General features: G+C 71.3%; 16 protein-coding genes. 3 read left to right on the top strand and 13 right to left on the bottom strand.

Going from position 1 to position 16,229, the window contains the following annotated elements:
* Positions 1 to 59: 59 nt before the first annotated feature.
* From JKV81_RS15495 to JKV81_RS15515, 5 genes are all read right to left on the bottom strand, one after another.
* Positions 60 to 1,727 carry a bifunctional uroporphyrinogen-III C-methyltransferase/uroporphyrinogen-III synthase gene (locus JKV81_RS15495; protein WP_099177654.1) on the bottom strand — a complete coding sequence of 556 codons (1,668 nt, stop codon included), beginning with the start codon at positions 1,725 to 1,727 and terminating at the stop codon, positions 60 to 62.
* Positions 1,724 to 2,710, bottom strand: a complete 987-nt coding sequence (gene hemC / locus JKV81_RS15500; protein WP_099177653.1) for a hydroxymethylbilane synthase — start codon at positions 2,708 to 2,710, stop codon at positions 1,724 to 1,726. Before hemC ends, JKV81_RS15495 begins: the two co-directional genes overlap by 4 nt.
* On the bottom strand, positions 2,707 to 4,197 hold the full coding sequence (locus JKV81_RS15505; RefSeq protein WP_202076401.1) for a glutamyl-tRNA reductase: 1,491 nt from the start codon (positions 4,195 to 4,197) through the stop codon (positions 2,707 to 2,709). Before JKV81_RS15505 ends, hemC begins: the two co-directional genes overlap by 4 nt.
* Entirely contained in the window at positions 4,194 to 4,982 is a 789-nt protein-coding gene (locus JKV81_RS15510; RefSeq protein ID WP_099177651.1) for a redox-sensing transcriptional repressor Rex, read from the bottom strand. The genes JKV81_RS15505 and JKV81_RS15510 overlap by 4 nt, the downstream gene beginning before the upstream one ends.
* A 285-nt stretch (positions 4,983 to 5,267) precedes the next feature.
* Positions 5,268 to 5,543, bottom strand: coding sequence for a glutaredoxin family protein (locus JKV81_RS15515; RefSeq protein WP_124277561.1), 276 nt, complete (start codon positions 5,541 to 5,543; stop codon positions 5,268 to 5,270).
* 144 nt (positions 5,544 to 5,687) lie between these two features.
* Here JKV81_RS15515 and JKV81_RS15520 point away from each other — a divergent pair, with 144 nt between their 5' ends.
* The 3 genes from JKV81_RS15520 to JKV81_RS15530 all read left to right on the top strand — a co-directional run bounded on the left by JKV81_RS15520 (position 5,688) and on the right by JKV81_RS15530 (position 9,243).
* On the top strand, positions 5,688 to 6,629 hold the full coding sequence (locus tag JKV81_RS15520) for an HAD family hydrolase (RefSeq protein ID WP_099177649.1): 942 nt from the start codon (positions 5,688 to 5,690) through the stop codon (positions 6,627 to 6,629).
* Positions 6,630 to 7,051: 422 nt separating this feature from the next.
* Complete coding sequence (locus JKV81_RS15525) at positions 7,052 to 7,837, top strand: ECF subfamily RNA polymerase sigma factor, BldN family (RefSeq protein WP_124277562.1); 786 nt, start codon at positions 7,052 to 7,054, stop codon at positions 7,835 to 7,837.
* A 209-nt stretch (positions 7,838 to 8,046) separates the two neighbouring features.
* Positions 8,047 to 9,243 (top strand): DUF5667 domain-containing protein, encoded by a 1,197-nt coding sequence (locus JKV81_RS15530; RefSeq protein ID WP_129264208.1) that lies wholly within the window; start codon positions 8,047 to 8,049, stop codon positions 9,241 to 9,243.
* Positions 9,244 to 9,329: 86 nt separating this feature from the next.
* On the opposite strand, the gene JKV81_RS15535 is transcribed toward JKV81_RS15530, so the two are convergent.
* The 8 genes from JKV81_RS15535 to JKV81_RS15570 all read right to left on the bottom strand — a co-directional run bounded on the left by JKV81_RS15535 (position 9,330) and on the right by JKV81_RS15570 (position 16,181).
* On the bottom strand, positions 9,330 to 10,379 hold the full coding sequence (locus tag JKV81_RS15535) for a lysophospholipid acyltransferase family protein (RefSeq protein WP_124277564.1): 1,050 nt from the start codon (positions 10,377 to 10,379) through the stop codon (positions 9,330 to 9,332).
* Positions 10,380 to 10,395: 16 nt separating this feature from the next.
* On the bottom strand, positions 10,396 to 11,469 hold the full coding sequence (locus JKV81_RS15540) for an NAD-dependent epimerase/dehydratase family protein (RefSeq protein ID WP_129267031.1): 1,074 nt from the start codon (positions 11,467 to 11,469) through the stop codon (positions 10,396 to 10,398).
* A 232-nt stretch (positions 11,470 to 11,701) separates the two neighbouring features.
* On the bottom strand, positions 11,702 to 11,800 hold the full coding sequence (locus JKV81_RS15545) for a 30S ribosomal protein bS22 (RefSeq protein ID WP_003948845.1): 99 nt from the start codon (positions 11,798 to 11,800) through the stop codon (positions 11,702 to 11,704).
* Positions 11,801 to 11,910: 110 nt separating this feature from the next.
* The gene (locus JKV81_RS15550; RefSeq protein WP_014046653.1) at positions 11,911 to 12,123 is read right to left on the bottom strand and encodes a helix-turn-helix domain-containing protein; all 213 of its coding nucleotides are present in this window, start codon (positions 12,121 to 12,123) and stop codon (positions 11,911 to 11,913) included.
* Positions 12,124 to 12,251: 128 nt separating this feature from the next.
* Positions 12,252 to 13,067: a phosphatase gene (locus tag JKV81_RS15555; protein WP_202076402.1), complete on the bottom strand. Its 816-nt coding sequence runs from the start codon at positions 13,065 to 13,067 to the stop codon at positions 12,252 to 12,254.
* Positions 13,068 to 13,144: 77 nt separating this feature from the next.
* Positions 13,145 to 14,317, bottom strand: a complete 1,173-nt coding sequence (locus tag JKV81_RS15560) for an acetoin utilization protein AcuC (protein WP_202076403.1) — start codon at positions 14,315 to 14,317, stop codon at positions 13,145 to 13,147.
* Entirely contained in the window at positions 14,286 to 15,488 is a 1,203-nt protein-coding gene (locus JKV81_RS15565; protein ID WP_202076404.1) for an MFS transporter, read from the bottom strand. The genes JKV81_RS15560 and JKV81_RS15565 overlap by 32 nt, the downstream gene beginning before the upstream one ends.
* A 45-nt stretch (positions 15,489 to 15,533) precedes the next feature.
* The gene (locus JKV81_RS15570) at positions 15,534 to 16,181 is read right to left on the bottom strand and encodes an HAD family hydrolase (RefSeq protein ID WP_099177641.1); all 648 of its coding nucleotides are present in this window, start codon (positions 16,179 to 16,181) and stop codon (positions 15,534 to 15,536) included.
* Positions 16,182 to 16,229 lie beyond the last annotated feature (48 nt).

Genomic DNA, 16,229 nt, shown 5'->3' on the forward strand with positions numbered 1-16,229 from the left:
GGGCCCGGCCGCTCCGCGAGGAGACGACCGGGCCCGGCCCGTACATCCGTTTCCGGCCCTCAGGTCGTCGACCTGCGACGCCGCGCACCCGGGCGCCGCTCGCTCGGCCGGGTCACCGGGTCACCGGCCTCCTTGGCCGCGTCCCGGCGCTGCGCGCCGAAGTCCGCCAGCGCCTGGGCCAGCTTGTGGACCGACGGCTCCGGGGACAGGACGTCGACCCGCAGGCCGTGCTCCTCGGCGGTCTTCGCCGTGGCGGGACCGATGCACGCGATCACCGTCACGTTGTGCGGCTTACCCGCGATACCGACCAGGTTGCGGACGGTGGAGGACGAGGTGAAGAGCACCGCGTCGAACCCGCCGCCCTTGATCGCCTCCCGGGTGTCGGCCGGCGGCGGCGAGGCGCGGACCGTGCGGTACGCGGTGACGTCGTCGACCTCCCAGCCCAGCTCGATCAGCCCGGCCACCAGGGTCTCCGTGGCGATGTCGGCACGCGGCAGGAACACCCGGTCGATCGGGTCGAAGACCGGGTCGTACGGCGGCCAGTCCTCCAGCAGACCCGCCGCCGACTGCTCGCCGGACGGCATCAGGTCCGGCTTCACACCGAAGTCCACCAGCGCGGCACCGGTCTGCTCACCGACGGCCGCGACCTTGATCCCGGCGAAGGCACGGGCGTCGAGCCCGTACTCCTCGAACTTCTCCCGCACCGCCTTGACCGCGTTGACCGAGGTGAACGCGATCCACTCGTAGCGGCCCGTGACCAGACCCTTGACCGCGCGCTCCATCTGCTGGGGCGTACGCGGCGGCTCGACGGCGATCGTCGGGACCTCGTGCGGCACGGCACCGTACGAACGCAGCTGGTCGGAGAGCGACGCCGCCTGCTCCTTCGTACGCGGCACGAGCACCTTCCAGCCGAACAGCGGCTTGGACTCGAACCACGCGAGCTGGTCGCGCTGGGCGGCGGAGCTGCGCTCCCCGACCACGGCTATGACGGGCAGGTGCCCGTCCGGCGACGGGAGGACCTTCGCCTGCTTCAGGACCTGGGCGATCGTCCCGAGGGTCGCCGTCCAGGTGCGCTGGCGCGTCGTCGTCCCGGCGATCGTCACCGTGAGCGGGGTGTCGGGCTTGCGGCCCGCCGAGACCAGCTCACCGGCGGCCGCGGCCACCGAGTCGAGCGATGCGGACACGACGGCCGTCGCATCGCTCGCGCCGACCTCGGACCAGCAGCGGTCCGACGCCGTACGCGCGTCGACGAAGCGCACATCGGCGCCCTGCGCGTCACGCAGCGGCACACCGGCGTACGCGGGCACACCGACCGCGTTCGCGATGCCGGGCACGACCTCGAAAGGCACACCCGCGGCAGCGCAGGCGAGCATCTCGGCGCCCGTGTCGCCGTCCAGGCCGGGGTCGCCCGTGACGGCGCGCACCACCCGCCTGCCGCCCTTCGCTGCCTCCATGACAAGATTGGCGGCATCCCTGAGAACGGGTACTCCGGCGGGTGTTGACGCCGTGTCAACAACCGTCAGCTCAGGCGTGCTCACCCCTGCCCGCGCATGGCAGCGAACGACGTCGAGAACGTCCGGTTCGGCTACAAGGACGTCCGCGCTCGCGAGCGCCTCGACAGCGCGCAGAGTCAGCAGTCCCGGGTCGCCGGGACCGGCGCCGAGGAAGGTGACATGCCCTGAGGACAGGACAGGGAAGTCGGATACGACAGGGCCGGTGGGGCTCAAAGTGCTCGCTCCCCCATAAGACCGGCCGCACCCTTGGCGAGCATCTCGGCCGCGAGCTCGCGACCGAGGGCCGCCGCGTCGTCGTGCGACGTGGGGACGGGACCGGTGATGGACAGCTGCACCAGGGAAGTGCCGTCGGTTGAACCGACGACACCGCGCAGGCGCAGTTCGTTGACAACCTGCCCGTCGGCCAGGAGGTCGGCCAGCGCACCCACAGGTGCGGAACAGCCGGCCTCCAGGGCGTTGAGCAGGGCGCGCTCGGCGGTCACGGCGACCCGGGTGTACGGGTCGTCGAGCTCGGCGAGTGCTGCGGCGAGGTCCGCGCTGCTTTCAGCGCATTCGACCGCCAGTGCTCCCTGGCCGGGAGCGGGCAGGACGGTGTCGACCGGCAGGAAGCCTGTGACCTCGTCCGTGCGTCCGAGGCGGCTGAGCCCGGCGGCGGCGAGAACCACCGCGTCCAGCTCCCCGCTCCGTACGAATCCGATGCGCGTATCGACGTTGCCGCGGATGGCGACGGTCTCTATCTCGAGGCCGTGCGAGCGGGCGTACGCGTTGAGCTGCGCCATGCGGCGCGGCGAGCCGGTGCCGATGCGGGCACCGGGCGGCAGCTGCTCGAAGGTCAGCCCGTCCCGCGCCACCAGTGCGTCGCGCGGGTCCTCGCGCGTCGGCACCGCGGCCAGGACGAGGCCCTCGGGCTGCGTGGTCGGCAGGTCCTTCAGCGAGTGGACGGCGAAGTCCACCTCGCCGCTCAGCAGCGCCTCGCGCAGGGCGGCGACGAACACACCGGTCCCGCCGATCTGCGCCAGGTGCTCCCGGGACACGTCCCCGTACGTGGTGATCTCGACGAGCTCGACGGCGCGCCCGGTCACCTCGCGGACCGCATCAGCGACCATTCCGGACTGCGCCATGGCGAGCTTGCTGCGCCGGGTGCCTAGCCGGAGCGGTGTGGTGGTCTCCCCGCCCAGGGGTGAGTTGTCGGTCATGACCGCCCTCTATTCGGGTCGTTCAGGTCTGCCCGTGAGACGGCGGCCACCGTCTGCGGGTCGAGGTCGAAGAGTTCCCGCAGCGCATCGGCGTACCCGGCGCCGCCGGGCTCGCTGGCGAGCTGCTTGACCCGCACGGTGGGCGCGTGCAGGAGCTTGTCGACGACGCGGCGCACGGTCTGCGTGATCTCGGCGCGCTGCTTCTCGTCCAGGTCGGGGAGGCGACCGTCGAGCCGCGCGATCTCGCCGGCCACCACATCGGCGGCCATGGTGCGCAGGGCGACGACGGTCGGGGTGATGTGCGCGGCGCGCTGGGCGGCTCCGAAGGCGGCGACCTCGTCGGCGACGATGGTGCGCACCTGGTCCACATCGGCGGCCATCGGGGCGTCCGCGGACGCCTCGGCGAGCGACTCGATGTCGACGAGGCGCACACCGTCGACGCGGTGGGCCGCTCCGTCGATGTCACGCGGCATCGCGAGGTCCAGCAGGTGCAGCCGGGCGGGACCGGTGGCGGCCGGACGCACGGGCACCCGGCGCACGGCCCGGTCCTGCGCGGCGGCGGTGGCGGAACCGTTCTCCACCCACGCGGCGTGCTGGTCCAGCTCGCCGGGCGCGGCGGCGGGGGCCTCGGGCGCCTGCGTCGCGGTCTCGAAGTCGACGCCGAGCGCACCGGCGACCGCCTCCGCGGTCAGGACGAGCCCGGTCGCGCCCGTACAGGACACGACGACGTCGGCACGTGTCAGTTCGTCCGCGACATCGGCCATCGCCACGGCGCGGGCCGTCGGGACACCGGCCTGGCCGAGGATCTCGACGAGCCGGTCGGCACGCGCCCGGGTCCGGTTGGCGACGACGATCTCGTCGACGCCCGCACGGGCCAGGGTGGCCGCGGCCAGCGAGGACATCGAGCCGGCGCCGATCACCAGGGCCCGCTTGCCGGCCGCCCAGGCCGTGACCTCGTCGCCGTCGGCCAGCTGCTCGAGACCGAAGGTGACGAGCGACTGCCCGGCCCGGTCGATCCCGGTCTCGCTGTGGGCGCGCTTACCGACCCGCAGGGCCTGCTGGAAGAGGTCGTTCAGCAGACGGCCGGCGGTGTGGAGCTCCTGCCCCAGCGCGAGCGCGTCCTTGATCTGGCCGAGGATCTGGCCCTCGCCGACGACCATCGAGTCCAGCCCGCACGCCACCGAGAACAGGTGGTGGACGGCCCGGTCCTCGTAGTGCACATAAAGATAGGGAGTGAGCTCGTCCAGCCCGACCCCGCTGTGCTGCGCGAGCAGGGTCGACAGCTCGGCGACACCCGCGTGGAACTTGTCCACGTCCGCGTACAGCTCGATGCGGTTGCAGGTGGCCAGGACGGCGGCCTCGGTCGCGGGCTCCGCGGCGAGGGTGTCCTGAAGCAGCTTCGTCCGGGCCTCGACCGCGAGCGAAGCCCGCTCCAGTACGGAGACGGGGGCGCTGCGGTGGCTCAGTCCTACGACCAGGAGACTCATGCCGGCATCACGGCGGGCATGTCCCCGTCAGGTCCCTTCCGGCCGGCGGGGGTGGCGCGCATCGGCGGCGCCTCCTCCTCGTCGTCGGTGTCCACGACCGCCCTGCCGTCGGCAGCGGCCTCCTCGCCGGCCTTCCGCTGCTCGTGGAAGGCGAGGATCTGGAGCTCGATCGAGAGATCGACCTTGCGCACGTCGACGCCGTCGGGCACGGAGAGCACCGTCGGCGCGAAGTTCAGGATGGAGGTCACACCCGCGGCGACGAGCCGGTCGCAGACCTGCTGCGCCGCGCCGGGCGGGGTGGTGATGACGCCGATGGACACACCGTTGTCGCTGATGATCCGGTCCAGGTCATCGGTGTGCTGCACGGCGATGCCGGCCACGGGCGTGCCCGCCATCGCGGGGTCCGCGTCGATCAGCGCGGCGACCCGGAACCCACGGGAGGCGAAACCGCCGTAGTTGGCGAGCGCGGCGCCGAGGTTACCGATGCCGACGATCGCGACCGGCCAGTCCTGGGTGAGCCCGAGTTCACGGGAGATCTGGTAGACGAGATACTCGACGTCGTACCCGACACCACGCGTGCCGTAGGAGCCCAGGTAGCTGAAGTCCTTGCGCAGCTTGGCGGAATTGACCCCCGCCGCCGCGGCGAGTTCCTCGGAGGACACCGTGGGAACCGAGCGCTCGGAGAGCGCTGTCAGTGCGCGGAGATACAGCGGAAGCCGGGCGACGGTGGCCTCGGGAATTCCTCGGCTACGGGTCGCCGGTCGGTGAGTTCGGCCAGTTGCCACGGTGCTCCTGCGGGATGAGCGGGGCTGCAGGCGGCCGTATGTCCTATGACCGCCCCGTCGACAGCAGGCTATGTCTTTGTGAACGCGTGCACAAAGATAGTGTCCGTTTTGTCTGGTCAAAGTGACCGGGGTCACGCATATTCCCTGCGTGATCCCGGAACCGGGGACGCCACCGGCCCGTTGCAGGCCCGAAGGGGGCAAGACGGTACACACTCCTCAAGTCCACGCCCCCGAGACCACTCAAAACGCCCATGATGTTAACCGGGTTTCGCAGCGGAAGCCCCCTCACGTACGCAGTGCCGTGCGCAGCCGCGCCGGGTCCACCCGCCAGAACGTGTGCTGTTCGTCATCGATCAGGACCACCGGGATCTGCTCCCAGTACTCCTTGTACAGCGCCTCGTCCCGGGTGATGTCCTTCTCCACCCAGGACGCACCGGTCTCCTCGCAGACCGCGCTCACCACCAGCCGCGCGTCGTCACAGAGGTGACAGCCGGGCTTCCCCACGAGGGTCACCACCCGGTCCGCGGGCTTCTTCTTCGTACGGCGCAGCAGAGCACTCATACCTTCATTCTGCTCCCCCGGACGGACTCCTCAGGGCCCGTCGGCCGCGCGGAATCACCCGTTTAACGCCCCGGTCCCGGAGAGTTCACGCCGCCGCATCCCGCCGGGTCGGGAACAGCCGAACAGAATGGCTATGCTCACGACATGGCCGCTCTTGGATGGCTCACCCCCCGCAGGCGCCCCGCCACGGCACGCAGCGTGCTCGCAGGCGAGGCCGCCGCCGAGGCCGCGCAGAAGTCGGCCCTCCCCGCCGGCACCGAAGAACTGCGCACCACCCCGGAGGAAGCCGGCGAGCCCGCCTTCCCGGTGGCCGGTGACACCCGGGCCGCGGCCTTCTTCGACCTCGACAACACCGTGATGCAGGGCGCCGCGATCTTCCACTTCGGCCGCGGCCTCTACAAGCGGAAGTTCTTCCAGCGGCGCGAGCTCACCCGCTTCGCCTGGCAGCAGGCCTGGTTCAGGCTGGCCGGCGTCGAGGACCCGGAGCACATGCAGGACGCCCGCGACAGCGCGCTGTCCATCGTCAAGGGCCACCGCGTCTCCGAGCTGATGTCCATCGGCGAGGAGATCTACGACGAGTACATGGCCGACCGCATCTGGCCCGGCACCCGCGCACTCGCCCAGGCCCACCTCGACGCGGGCCAGAAGGTCTGGCTGGTCACCGCCGCGCCGGTGGAGACCGCCACGATCATCGCCCGCCGACTGGGCCTCACCGGAGCCCTGGGCACGGTCGCCGAGTCGGTGGACGGCGTCTACACCGGCCGGCTGGTCGGCGAACCCCTGCACGGCCCGGCGAAGGCCGAGGCGGTACGCGCGCTGGCGGCGGCCGAGGGCCTGGACCTGGAGCGCTGCGCCGCGTACAGCGACTCGCACAACGACATCCCCATGCTGTCCCTGGTCGGCCACCCCTACGCGATCAACCCGGACTCCAAGCTGCGCAAGCACGCGCGCTCCCTGGACTGGCGGCTCCGCGACTACCGCACCGGCCGCAAGGCGGCCAAGGTCGGCATCCCGGCCGCGGCGGGCGTCGGCGCGCTGGCCGGAGGCACGGCCGCCGCCGTGGCGCTCCACCGCCGCCGCCGCTGACGCACGCACCCTCCCGCCACCCACCGCCCAACACCCGCCGCGCGACGCCCTCGTGCGGCGTCCTCGTGGGCACCCTCGTGCGGCGCGGAAGCGGCACGCCCGGGGACGTACGCCCAATCGGGAGCGGAACAGCGGCACGGACACCCATCGCCCCGGCCAGTCGCGTTGTGTGCGGGCGACCACAACCCGTCGCCGCCGCAGGCACTTCCCGAAGCTATTCGATCAATAACCGGTCACGATGCGCCACTTGAACCGTCACTTAGAGGATACGGAAGCGACGTAATCGGTGATTTGAGCAACTGGGTGTAGCACGGCCTGTACGAAGCGTTATTCTCCTCAGACGCACAAGGAGCCCGTCACCCGCTACCACGAGTGACGGTTTTCCAACTGCACGTGATGGAAGCTCTGCCTCTGGGAGTCCCGTGTACCCACACGTCGGGGTTGACACCTCGGGCCTGGCTACGCTGCGCGCAACGGTCCTCGACCACTTGCGCGGCTTCGTCCCCACCGCGTACGCCGTCCCCCAATTTGCCACCCCTGTACCTGCCGGCCCTTGCTATGCGCTGGCCGAACGCAGCGCGGCCGTCGGAAGACGCACCAGCCGCGGTGCTGCGGCTGCCGCGTCGTCGGCTCCCGTCCGCCGTCCGACAGCCGACAGCGACAGCGCGCGCATGATGGATCTCGTCGAGCGCGCGCAGGCCGGTGAGGCCGAGGCCTTCGGCCGCCTGTACGACCAGTACAGCGACACCGTGTACCGGTACATCTACTACCGCGTGGGAGGCAAGGCGACAGCGGAGGACCTCACCAGTGAGACGTTCCTGCGCGCACTGCGCCGCATCTCCACCTTCACCTGGCAGGGCCGCGACTTCGGCGCCTGGCTGGTCACGATCGCCCGCAACCTGGTCGCCGACCACTTCAAATCCAGTCGTTTCCGGCTGGAAGTGACCACCGGCGAAATGCTCGACGCCAACGAGGTCGCACGGAGCCCGGAGGACTCCGTGCTGGAATCCCTCTCCAACGCCGCACTGCTGCAAGCCGTACGCCGGCTGAACCCGCAGCAGCAGGAGTGCGTGACCCTGAGATTCCTGCAAGGTCTCTCGGTCGCCGAGACCGCCCGGGTCATGGGAAAGAACGAGGGCGCGATCAAAACCTTGCAGTACCGGGCGGTGCGCACGCTCGCACGACTCCTGCCGGACGACGCCCGCTGACGTCACCATCCGTGACGTGTCCGTGACACACCGATCGGATCATCCCCTGTCCGTAACCCAACTGCCGCGCCACTCGTTGTGCCGGATGCAGGCCCCCTGTCGCCACACCTGACCGTTTCCACTCGCTCGTTCGTGTGGAAACGTCTCCGGTGGGCAACCTTCCGGACCCTCAGGGGAGTCGACCGTCATGACGAGAGGAGGTGCCGCCAGTGATCGCAAACGTTTCGGCACACCGGCGGGCGAACGCCTTCGCCCAGGCCCTGGAGGAGCAGTCCCCCCAGGGTGCGGCGGCCGTACAGCCCGAGGAACCGGCCCAACCGGCCGACCACGGAACGCTGTTGGCCCTGGCGAACGGCCTCGGTGAGCTACCGGAGCCGCAATTCGATCCCGAGGTCAAAGTGGTGCAGCGAGCCCAGCTCCTCGCGGCCATGGAGACCATGTTCGCCGAAGGCGGTGCGTCCACGGTCCCTACCGTGCCCGAACAGCGGAACAAGGGAGCCCACCGGGCGTCCCCGATCCGGAGGCTGCGTCCCCGCTCCCGCTGGGCGAAGGGCCTCACCGCCGGCGGGCTCACGGTGGGTGTGGCCGCGGGAGCATTCGGCGGAGTGGCCGCTGCCAGTTCCGACGCCCTGCCCGGTGATTCCCTCTACCCGCTCAAGCGCGGCATGGAGGACATCAGCCTCGGCATGGCCAACGGCGACGCCGACCGGGGCGAGGCCTACCTCGACCAGGCGTCGACGCGCCTCAGCGAGGCCCGCCGCCTGATGGAGCGGGGCCGCTCGGGCGAGCTGGACCACGAGTCGATCGGCGAGGTCAGACGCGCGCTCGACGGCATGACGCACGACGCCACCGAGGGCCACCGTCTGCTCCGCAGCGCCTACCAGCGCGACGGCGCCATCGGCCCCATCCAGACGCTGGACACCTTCTCCCGCTCGCACCGCGCGAGCTGGAGCAGCCTCCGCGACCGGCTGCCCGTCCAGCTGACCGACATCAGCGACAAGGTCAGCTCCGTCTTCGAGGCCATGGACCAGGAAGTCGCCCCGCTGAAGTCCCTGCTGCCCCCCGCACCGGGCACCGGGAAGGGCGCGCCCCCGGCCGGTTCCACGCAGGAGGACCGGGGCTCCGCGGCCCCGGACCACAAGGCTCCGTCCTCCTCCGCGGCACCCGACGACAGCGCCTCCACCAGCACCACGCCGAAGCCCTCGGGCTCCGGCAGCACGCCCGCCGACGGCCTTCTCGGCGGCGGCACGGACGGACTGCTGGACGACCTCCCGACGGACGGCACCACCCCGTCGTCCCCGGGCGGCACATCCGGCGCGTCCCCCGCACCGGACGTCACCCTGCCGCCGCTGCTGCCGGGCCTGCTGCCCGGCCTCGGCATCCACGGCGAGGACGTCGACCAGTAGGGACGCCGCACGCGAGGAGGGGGCCGTCCGCACCGGACGGCCCCCTCCCCTCGTCGGCCGGAGTGGCCCGAGCCGGCCAGGAAGACTCAGAAGAAGACCGACCGGCGCTGCACCAGCAGCTTGTACAGCGTGTGCTGGATCTGCTCCCGCACCTGGTCCGTCAGGTTGAACATCAGCATCGGGTCCTCCGCCGCCTCCGGCGGGTACCCGTCCGTGGGGATCGGCTCCCCGAACTGGATCGTCCACTTCGTCGGCAGCGGCACCGCACCCAGCGGTCCCAGCCACGGGAAGGTCGGCGTGATCGGGAAGTACGGCACGCCCAGGACCCGCGCCAGCGTCTTCGAGTTGCCGATCATCGGGTAGATCTCCTCCGCGCCCACGATCGAGCACGGCACGATCGGCACCCCGGCCCGCAGCGCCGTCGACACGAAACCGCCCCGCCCGAAGCGCTGCAGCTTGTACCGCTCGCCGAACGGCTTCCCGATGCCCTTGAAGCCCTCCGGCATCACCCCGACGACCTCACCGCTCTGCAGCAGCCGCTCCGCGTCCTCGGCGCACGCGAGGGTGTGCCCCGCCTTCCTGGCCAGCTCGTTGACGACCGGGAGCATGAAGACGAGATCGGCCGCGAGCAGCCGCAGGTGCCGCTCCGCCGGGTGGTTGTCGTGCACCGCGACCTGGAGCATCAGCCCGTCCAGCGGCAGCGTCCCGGAGTGGTTGGCCACGATGAGCGCCCCGCCGTCGGACGGGATGTTCTCGATGCCCTTCACCTCGACCCGGAAGTACTTGTCCGCGAGCGGCCGCAGCATCGACATGAGGACCTGGTCGGTCAGCTCCTTGTCGTAGCCGAACTCGTCGACCTCGTAGTCACCCGTGAGCCGCCGCCGCAGGAACGCGAGCCCGCCCGCGATCCGCCGGTCCCAGCCGCTCACGGAAGCCTCCCCGGCGTCCTGCGAGGGCCCGCCGGCGGCCTCCGCGGCCCCTTCGGGCACCTGGCCGCCCGGGAGGGCGCTCACGGGCGCGGGGCCGCCCTGCGGGGGCGTCCGGTCCCGGCCGCCGCCCGGCAGCGTGCCTCGGCGCCGCCCCGCGCCGGAGCGCGAACGGTCGTCGTCGAACGGAATGACCTTGGCGTCCGCCATCGTCGGTCGCGCTCCTCTACCTGGCGCCGTGAGTCGAATGTGTCGTGCCGGCCTGTCCCCCGCCGCCGATCGGCAGCTCCGCCAGCCTCCCGACCGCTCTGCCCACCCGCTCGGGCGGCAGCAGACCCGGTCCCCGGCTCCGCGCGAACTCCGCGAACGTCCCGGCCGTGGTGAACTTCGGCCGGAAGCCGAGCGTCTCGCGCATCTGCACGGTCGAGACCACCCGGCCGTGGGTGAGCAGCCGGATCTGCTCCGGCGAGAAGTCCGTCATGCCGATCGTACGGAGCGCCGACCCCACCCAGGTGACGGCGGGCAGCAGCACCGGCACGGTCGGCCGCCCCAGCCGGCGCGAGCACTGTGAGAGCAGCAGCACACCGTCGCCCGCGATGTTGAACGTGCCGCTGTTCAGCGTTCCGCGCCGGGGTTCACGGGCGGCGATCTCCAGTACGTCGACGACGTCGTCCTCGTGCACGAACTGGAGCCGGGGGTCGTACCCGAGAACCGTCGGCAGGACCGGCAGCGCCAGATAGTCGGCGAGCGGGGAGTCCGGCTGGGGGCCCAGGATGTTCGCGAACCGCAGCACGCACACGGCCACGTCCGGCCGGCGGCGGGCGAAGCCGCGGACGTAGCCCTCGACCTCGACGGCGTCCTTGGCGAATCCGCCGCTGGGCAGGGACTTGGGGGGCGTCGTCTCGGTGAAGACCGCGGGGTCGCGGGGGGCGGAGCCGTACACGTTCGTGCTGGACTTCACCACGAGCCGCTGGACGGTCGGGGACTTCTGGCAGGCACCGAGCAGCTGCATCGTGCCGATGACGTTGGTCTCCTTGACCGTCGTCCGGCCGCCCGCGCCCAGCGCCTTCGCGGACACGTCCAGATGGACGACCGTGTCGACGGAATGCTCGGCGAGGACCCTGGCGATCGCGGACTGCCGGATGTCCGCCTGGACGAACACGGCGTCCCCCAGCTGGTGCTCCGGCGCGACCGCGTCCACGGCGATCACCCGGTCCACACCGGGGTCCCGCTGGATACGCCGCACGAAACGGCCTCCGAGCTGCCGGGCCGCGCCTGTGACGAGCACGATCTTCCCCAAGATCAGCGCCTTCCGTCGATCGTTCACCGAGCCGAGCGGGGGTCTTCCCCTGGCCGTCACCGTAGTCGCTGGATGTTGCCCTGTGATGACCCCGGGCGGGCTTTGCCGGACGGATGGCGTGAATACCACCGGATCCGCCGCACACGAGGGCCGGAACACACGAGCCCGGATACGCACCGAGGCCCTCCCGCCAGGACGGCGGAAGGGCCTCGGACTCACGAACTGCGTTCGCTTACTTCTTGTTGCGACGCTGAACGCGCGTGCGCTTGAGCAGCTTGCGGTGCTTCTTCTTGGCCATCCGCTTGCGCCGCTTCTTGATAACAGAGCCCACGACTACCCTCGCTCACTTCTTCTTCACTGGTGCGGGGCGTCTGGGCCCACACGACCTACGTCGGCCTAGCCTACCCGCCACCGCGTGAGGGGCGTAATCCGAGGGCAACGTCAGGCCGACTCCACCCCCACGAAGGACTCTCGGAGATACTCGTGAACCGCTTGCTCCGGGACCCGGAAGGACCTTCCCACCCTGATCGCCGGCAGATGACCGCTGTGCACCAAGCGGTACACGGTCATCTTCGACACCCTCATGACCGAGGCGACTTCCGCCACGGTCAGAAACTTGACCTCGTTGAGAGGCCTCTCGCTGCCAGCAGCCATGACCCACCTGTACCTTCCGCACGAGACGCGCACCGGCTTCCCCTCCGGTGACTCTTCGTCGTTGTGCGCTCACTCCCCAGATTAGGGGCGGGTGATGCGAGTGGGGAAGAGGTGAGACGATCGGCCGCCTACTGTGACAGACACGCCCGATTGAGTACATACCGAGTGAGCGGCCGGTAGTAGTCCGCCCGCACGCCGTCATCGAGCGGAACGGCGACGGAGACCCGCCCCTCCGCCTCGCCCACGAACAGCGCCGGGTCATCCGTATCGGCCAGCCCGATGGCCTCGATGCCCAGCTGACCTGCTCCGCAGACCCATCCGTGGTCCCCCACCACGAGTTCGGGCAGCACCCCACGCGCGTTCACGGCCTCCTCCAGCACGGCCCGGACCGGCAGCGGGGAGTGGGTGTGTGCGCCGGTGGCACTCCCGGAGAGCCGCACGCCCGGTTCGCGCACCAGCGCGACGCCCCGTACGTAGTCGAGGGTGAACGTGCGTACGCCGAACCGGGTCGTTATGTCGACACAGCGGCCCTGCGCGGGGGTGAGCACCGCGCACCCCGCCGCCGACAAAGCGTCTGCCAGCCCGGCGTAGAACCCCAGCAGCCGGTGCGGATGCCCGGTGCCGAACAGCACCGGGGCCCGCCTTCGGGCAGCCCCGGCGAGCCGCTCCGCGAACGCGCCCAACGCGACCAGAGTCCGCTCGGGATCGATCACATCCGGCCCTGACACATGATCAGGATCGTTCGACACCCCGCACTTGTCGGCCATCAGCCGCAGCAGGTCACGCTCTCCCCAGGCCCGGTCCGGATCGAGTCCGAGCAGCACCCGGGGGTCTCTCGCGGCGAAAAGCCGGTAACTCCGCAGACTGGTCTCCCGCGGCGTGGCCACGGGCCCGGCGAGCCGGGCCGCCAGCAGATGAGCGCGCAGCGCTCCGGTGCTCAACACCCTCCCGATGCTCCCGCACCGGGCCCACCACCGGGCCGGAACCCGGATACCGCCCCACCGTTGGCGTAACCGCGGCCTCAGGCCAGCAGCCCCCGCAGCGGGAACGCCGACCGCCGCGTCGCCAGCACCGCCTGGTCCAGCCGGTCCGCCGGGTCGTACCCGTCCTCCCACGGCTTCCACGACGGCGTACGGCCGTCCGTCATCCGGGCCGGCCCCAACTGCCGCGTACGGGCGTAGACCTCGTCCCGCCACGACGACGGGATGACCGACTCCGGGTCGACCGGCGCATGCGCGGCGATCCCCACGAGATGGGTCCAGGACCGCGGCACCACATCCACCACCGCGTAGCCGCCCCCGCCCAGCGCCACCCAGCGCCCGTCCTCGGCGTAGCTGTGCGCGAGATCGTGGCAGGCCTCCATGACGGCCCGCTGGGCGTCCAGCGACACCGCGAGATGGGCCAGCGGGTCCTCGAAGTGCGTGTCCGCGCCGTGCTGCGTCACCAGCACCTGCGGCCGGAACTCCTCCAGCAGCTCGGGCACCACCGCGTGGAACGCCCGCAGCCACCCGGCGTCGCCCGTCCCCGCCGGGAGCGCCACGTTCACCGCACCGCCCTCGCCCGCCCCGGCACCGGTCTCCTCCGGCCAGCCGGTCTGCGGGAACAGGGTGCGCGGATGCTCGTGCAGCGACACGGTCAGCACCCGGGGGTCCTCCCAGAACGCCGCCTGCACCCCGTCGCCGTGGTGGACGTCCACATCGACGTACGCCACCCGCTCGGCGCCCAGCTCCAGCAGCCGGGCGATGGCGAGCGCCGGATCGTTGTACACGCAGAAGCCCGAGGCCGCCCCGGGCATCGCGTGGTGCAGCCCGCCGGTGAAGTTCACGGCGTGCCCGCTCTCCCCGCGCCACACCGCCTCCGCGGCGCCCACCGAGAGCCCGGCGATCAGCGCGGACGCCTCATGCATCCCCGCGAACGCCGGATCGTCGACCGTCCCCAGCCCGTACGCCTGATCGGCGGTCCCCGGGGCCGCCGACGTGGCCCGCACGGCCGCCACGTAGTCCTCACGGTGCACGAGCCGCAGCGTGGAGTCCCCGGCGGATCTGGCCGACCGGACGTCCACCGACCCGTCGAGCCCGTACGCCCGCACCAGCCCCATCGTCAGGGCGAGTCTCACCGGGTCCATGGGGTGACTGGACCCGAAGTCGTATCCCGTTACTGCCTCATCCCACATCAGCCGCGCGCGCCCGCTCATGCCCGCCACCGTATCGGGCGGGCTCCGCCCCGAACGACCGGGCGTACACCAGCGTCGCGAGGACCAGCACCATGGGCACGAGCATCGCCCCCCGGTAGCTCCACGCGTCCCCCAGCGCCCCCACGAGCGGCGAGCCCACGAGGAAGCCCACGTAGTTGAAGACGTTCAGCCGGGCCACGGCCACATCACTCGCCCCGGGGAACATCCGCCCCGCGGCGGCGAAGGTCTGCGGCACGATCACACAGAGCCCAAGCCCCAGCAGCGTGAACCCGAGCATCCCCCACCAGGCACCGGGCGCCACCGCCACCACCGCGAAGCCGACGGCCGCCAGCACACTCCCGCCCCGCACCACGGCCACCGCCCCGAACCGCCGCACCCCGAGGTCACCGACGGCCCGCCCCAGCAGCGTCGTCACCATGTAGACGTTGTACGGAACCGTCGCCAGCTGCTCCGAACTGCCCAGCACGTCCTGCAGATACTTCGCGCTCCAGTTGGAGACCGTGGAGTCCCCGATGTACGCGAACGCCATCACCAGGCAGAGCGGCAGCAGCAGCCTGAACGGCACGGACGCACCCCGCGCGGGCTCGGCCCCCACCGGATCGCCGCCGGTCCTCCCCTCCGCGTACCAACGGCTCCCGATCAGCGCGGCGGGCAGCAGGACGGCCACCGCCGGCAGATAGGAGACCAGCAGCGACAGGTCCCAGTGCGCCCCCGCCCAGGCCATCGACGCCCCGGCGATGCCTCCCAGGCTGTACGCGGCGTGGAACCCGAGCATGATGCTCCGCCCGTACGCCCGCTGAAGGCTGACGCCCATCATGTTCATCGACGCGTCCAGGGCCCCGACCGCCAGCCCGAAGACACCGAGCGCGAGGGCCACCTGCCACACCTCGCTGCCGGCACCCACACCGAGCAGGGCCAGCATCACGAGGGGCTGCGCCCACCTCAGCACCACCCCGGCCCGTACCCGCGCGACCACCTTCTCGGTGGCGACACTGGCGACCCCCGCCAGGACAGGCACCGCGGCCAGGAAGGCGGGCAGCAGCCCGTCGGATATCCCGTACCGGTCCTGAATGGCGGGGATGCGCGTCACGAGGAGGGCGAACGTCACCCCTTGCACCAGGAAGCTGAGCGCCAGGGAGGCTCTGCCGTACCGCAACCGCGCGTCTGTCATGGCCGCGAGCGTAGAGCCACCGGTCTACCGCTGGGTAGATCCGGGTCAGGCGAGCAGCTTCGGGAGCTGGGACATGTCGGAGAAGTGTCCGGTGACCCCCGCGAGCCGGTCCGCCGGCATCATCGAGGTGAATCCGTAGACGTCCATCCCGGCCGCCCGTGCCGCCTCGACGCCGAGCGGGCTGTCCTCGATGACGACACACCGCTCGGGGGCGACGCCCATCCGTTCGGCGGCGTGGAGGAACAGGTCCGGGGCCGGCTTCCCCCGGCCGACGTCCTCGGAGCTGAAGATCCACTCCTCCTCGAACCACTGGTCGAGCCCGGTGTTCCGGTGCCCGGCCGCGATCTTCTGGTGGCTTCCGGACGAGGCGACGCAGTACGCCACCCCGTCGGCGACGAGCTCGCCCAGCAGCTCCTCCACCCCGTCGACCGCGGCCAACTGCTCCGCCTGGAACGCGGCGATGGTCCGGCGGTGCAGCTCCTCGTCGAAGTCCGCGGGGAGCTTCTGACTCGACCGCTCGTCGACCAGGTCGTGGACCCGGTGGACGGCGGCCCCCATGTAGTCGCGGAGGGACTCCTCGTACGAGGTGGGGTGACCGAGCTCCGTGAGGTAGCCGGCCAGGACGGTGTTGGAGATCGGCTCACTGTCGACGAGCACGCCGTCGTTGTCGAAGATGACCAGTTCGTAGCGCATGGTTCGACCCTAGACGCTCAGAACGCAGAAAAGCCCCGTGCCACAAGG

Origin of the sequence: Streptomyces silvae (assembly GCF_016745505.1) — a bacterium.
GTDB classification, from domain to species: domain Bacteria; phylum Actinomycetota; class Actinomycetes; order Streptomycetales; family Streptomycetaceae; genus Streptomyces; species Streptomyces silvae.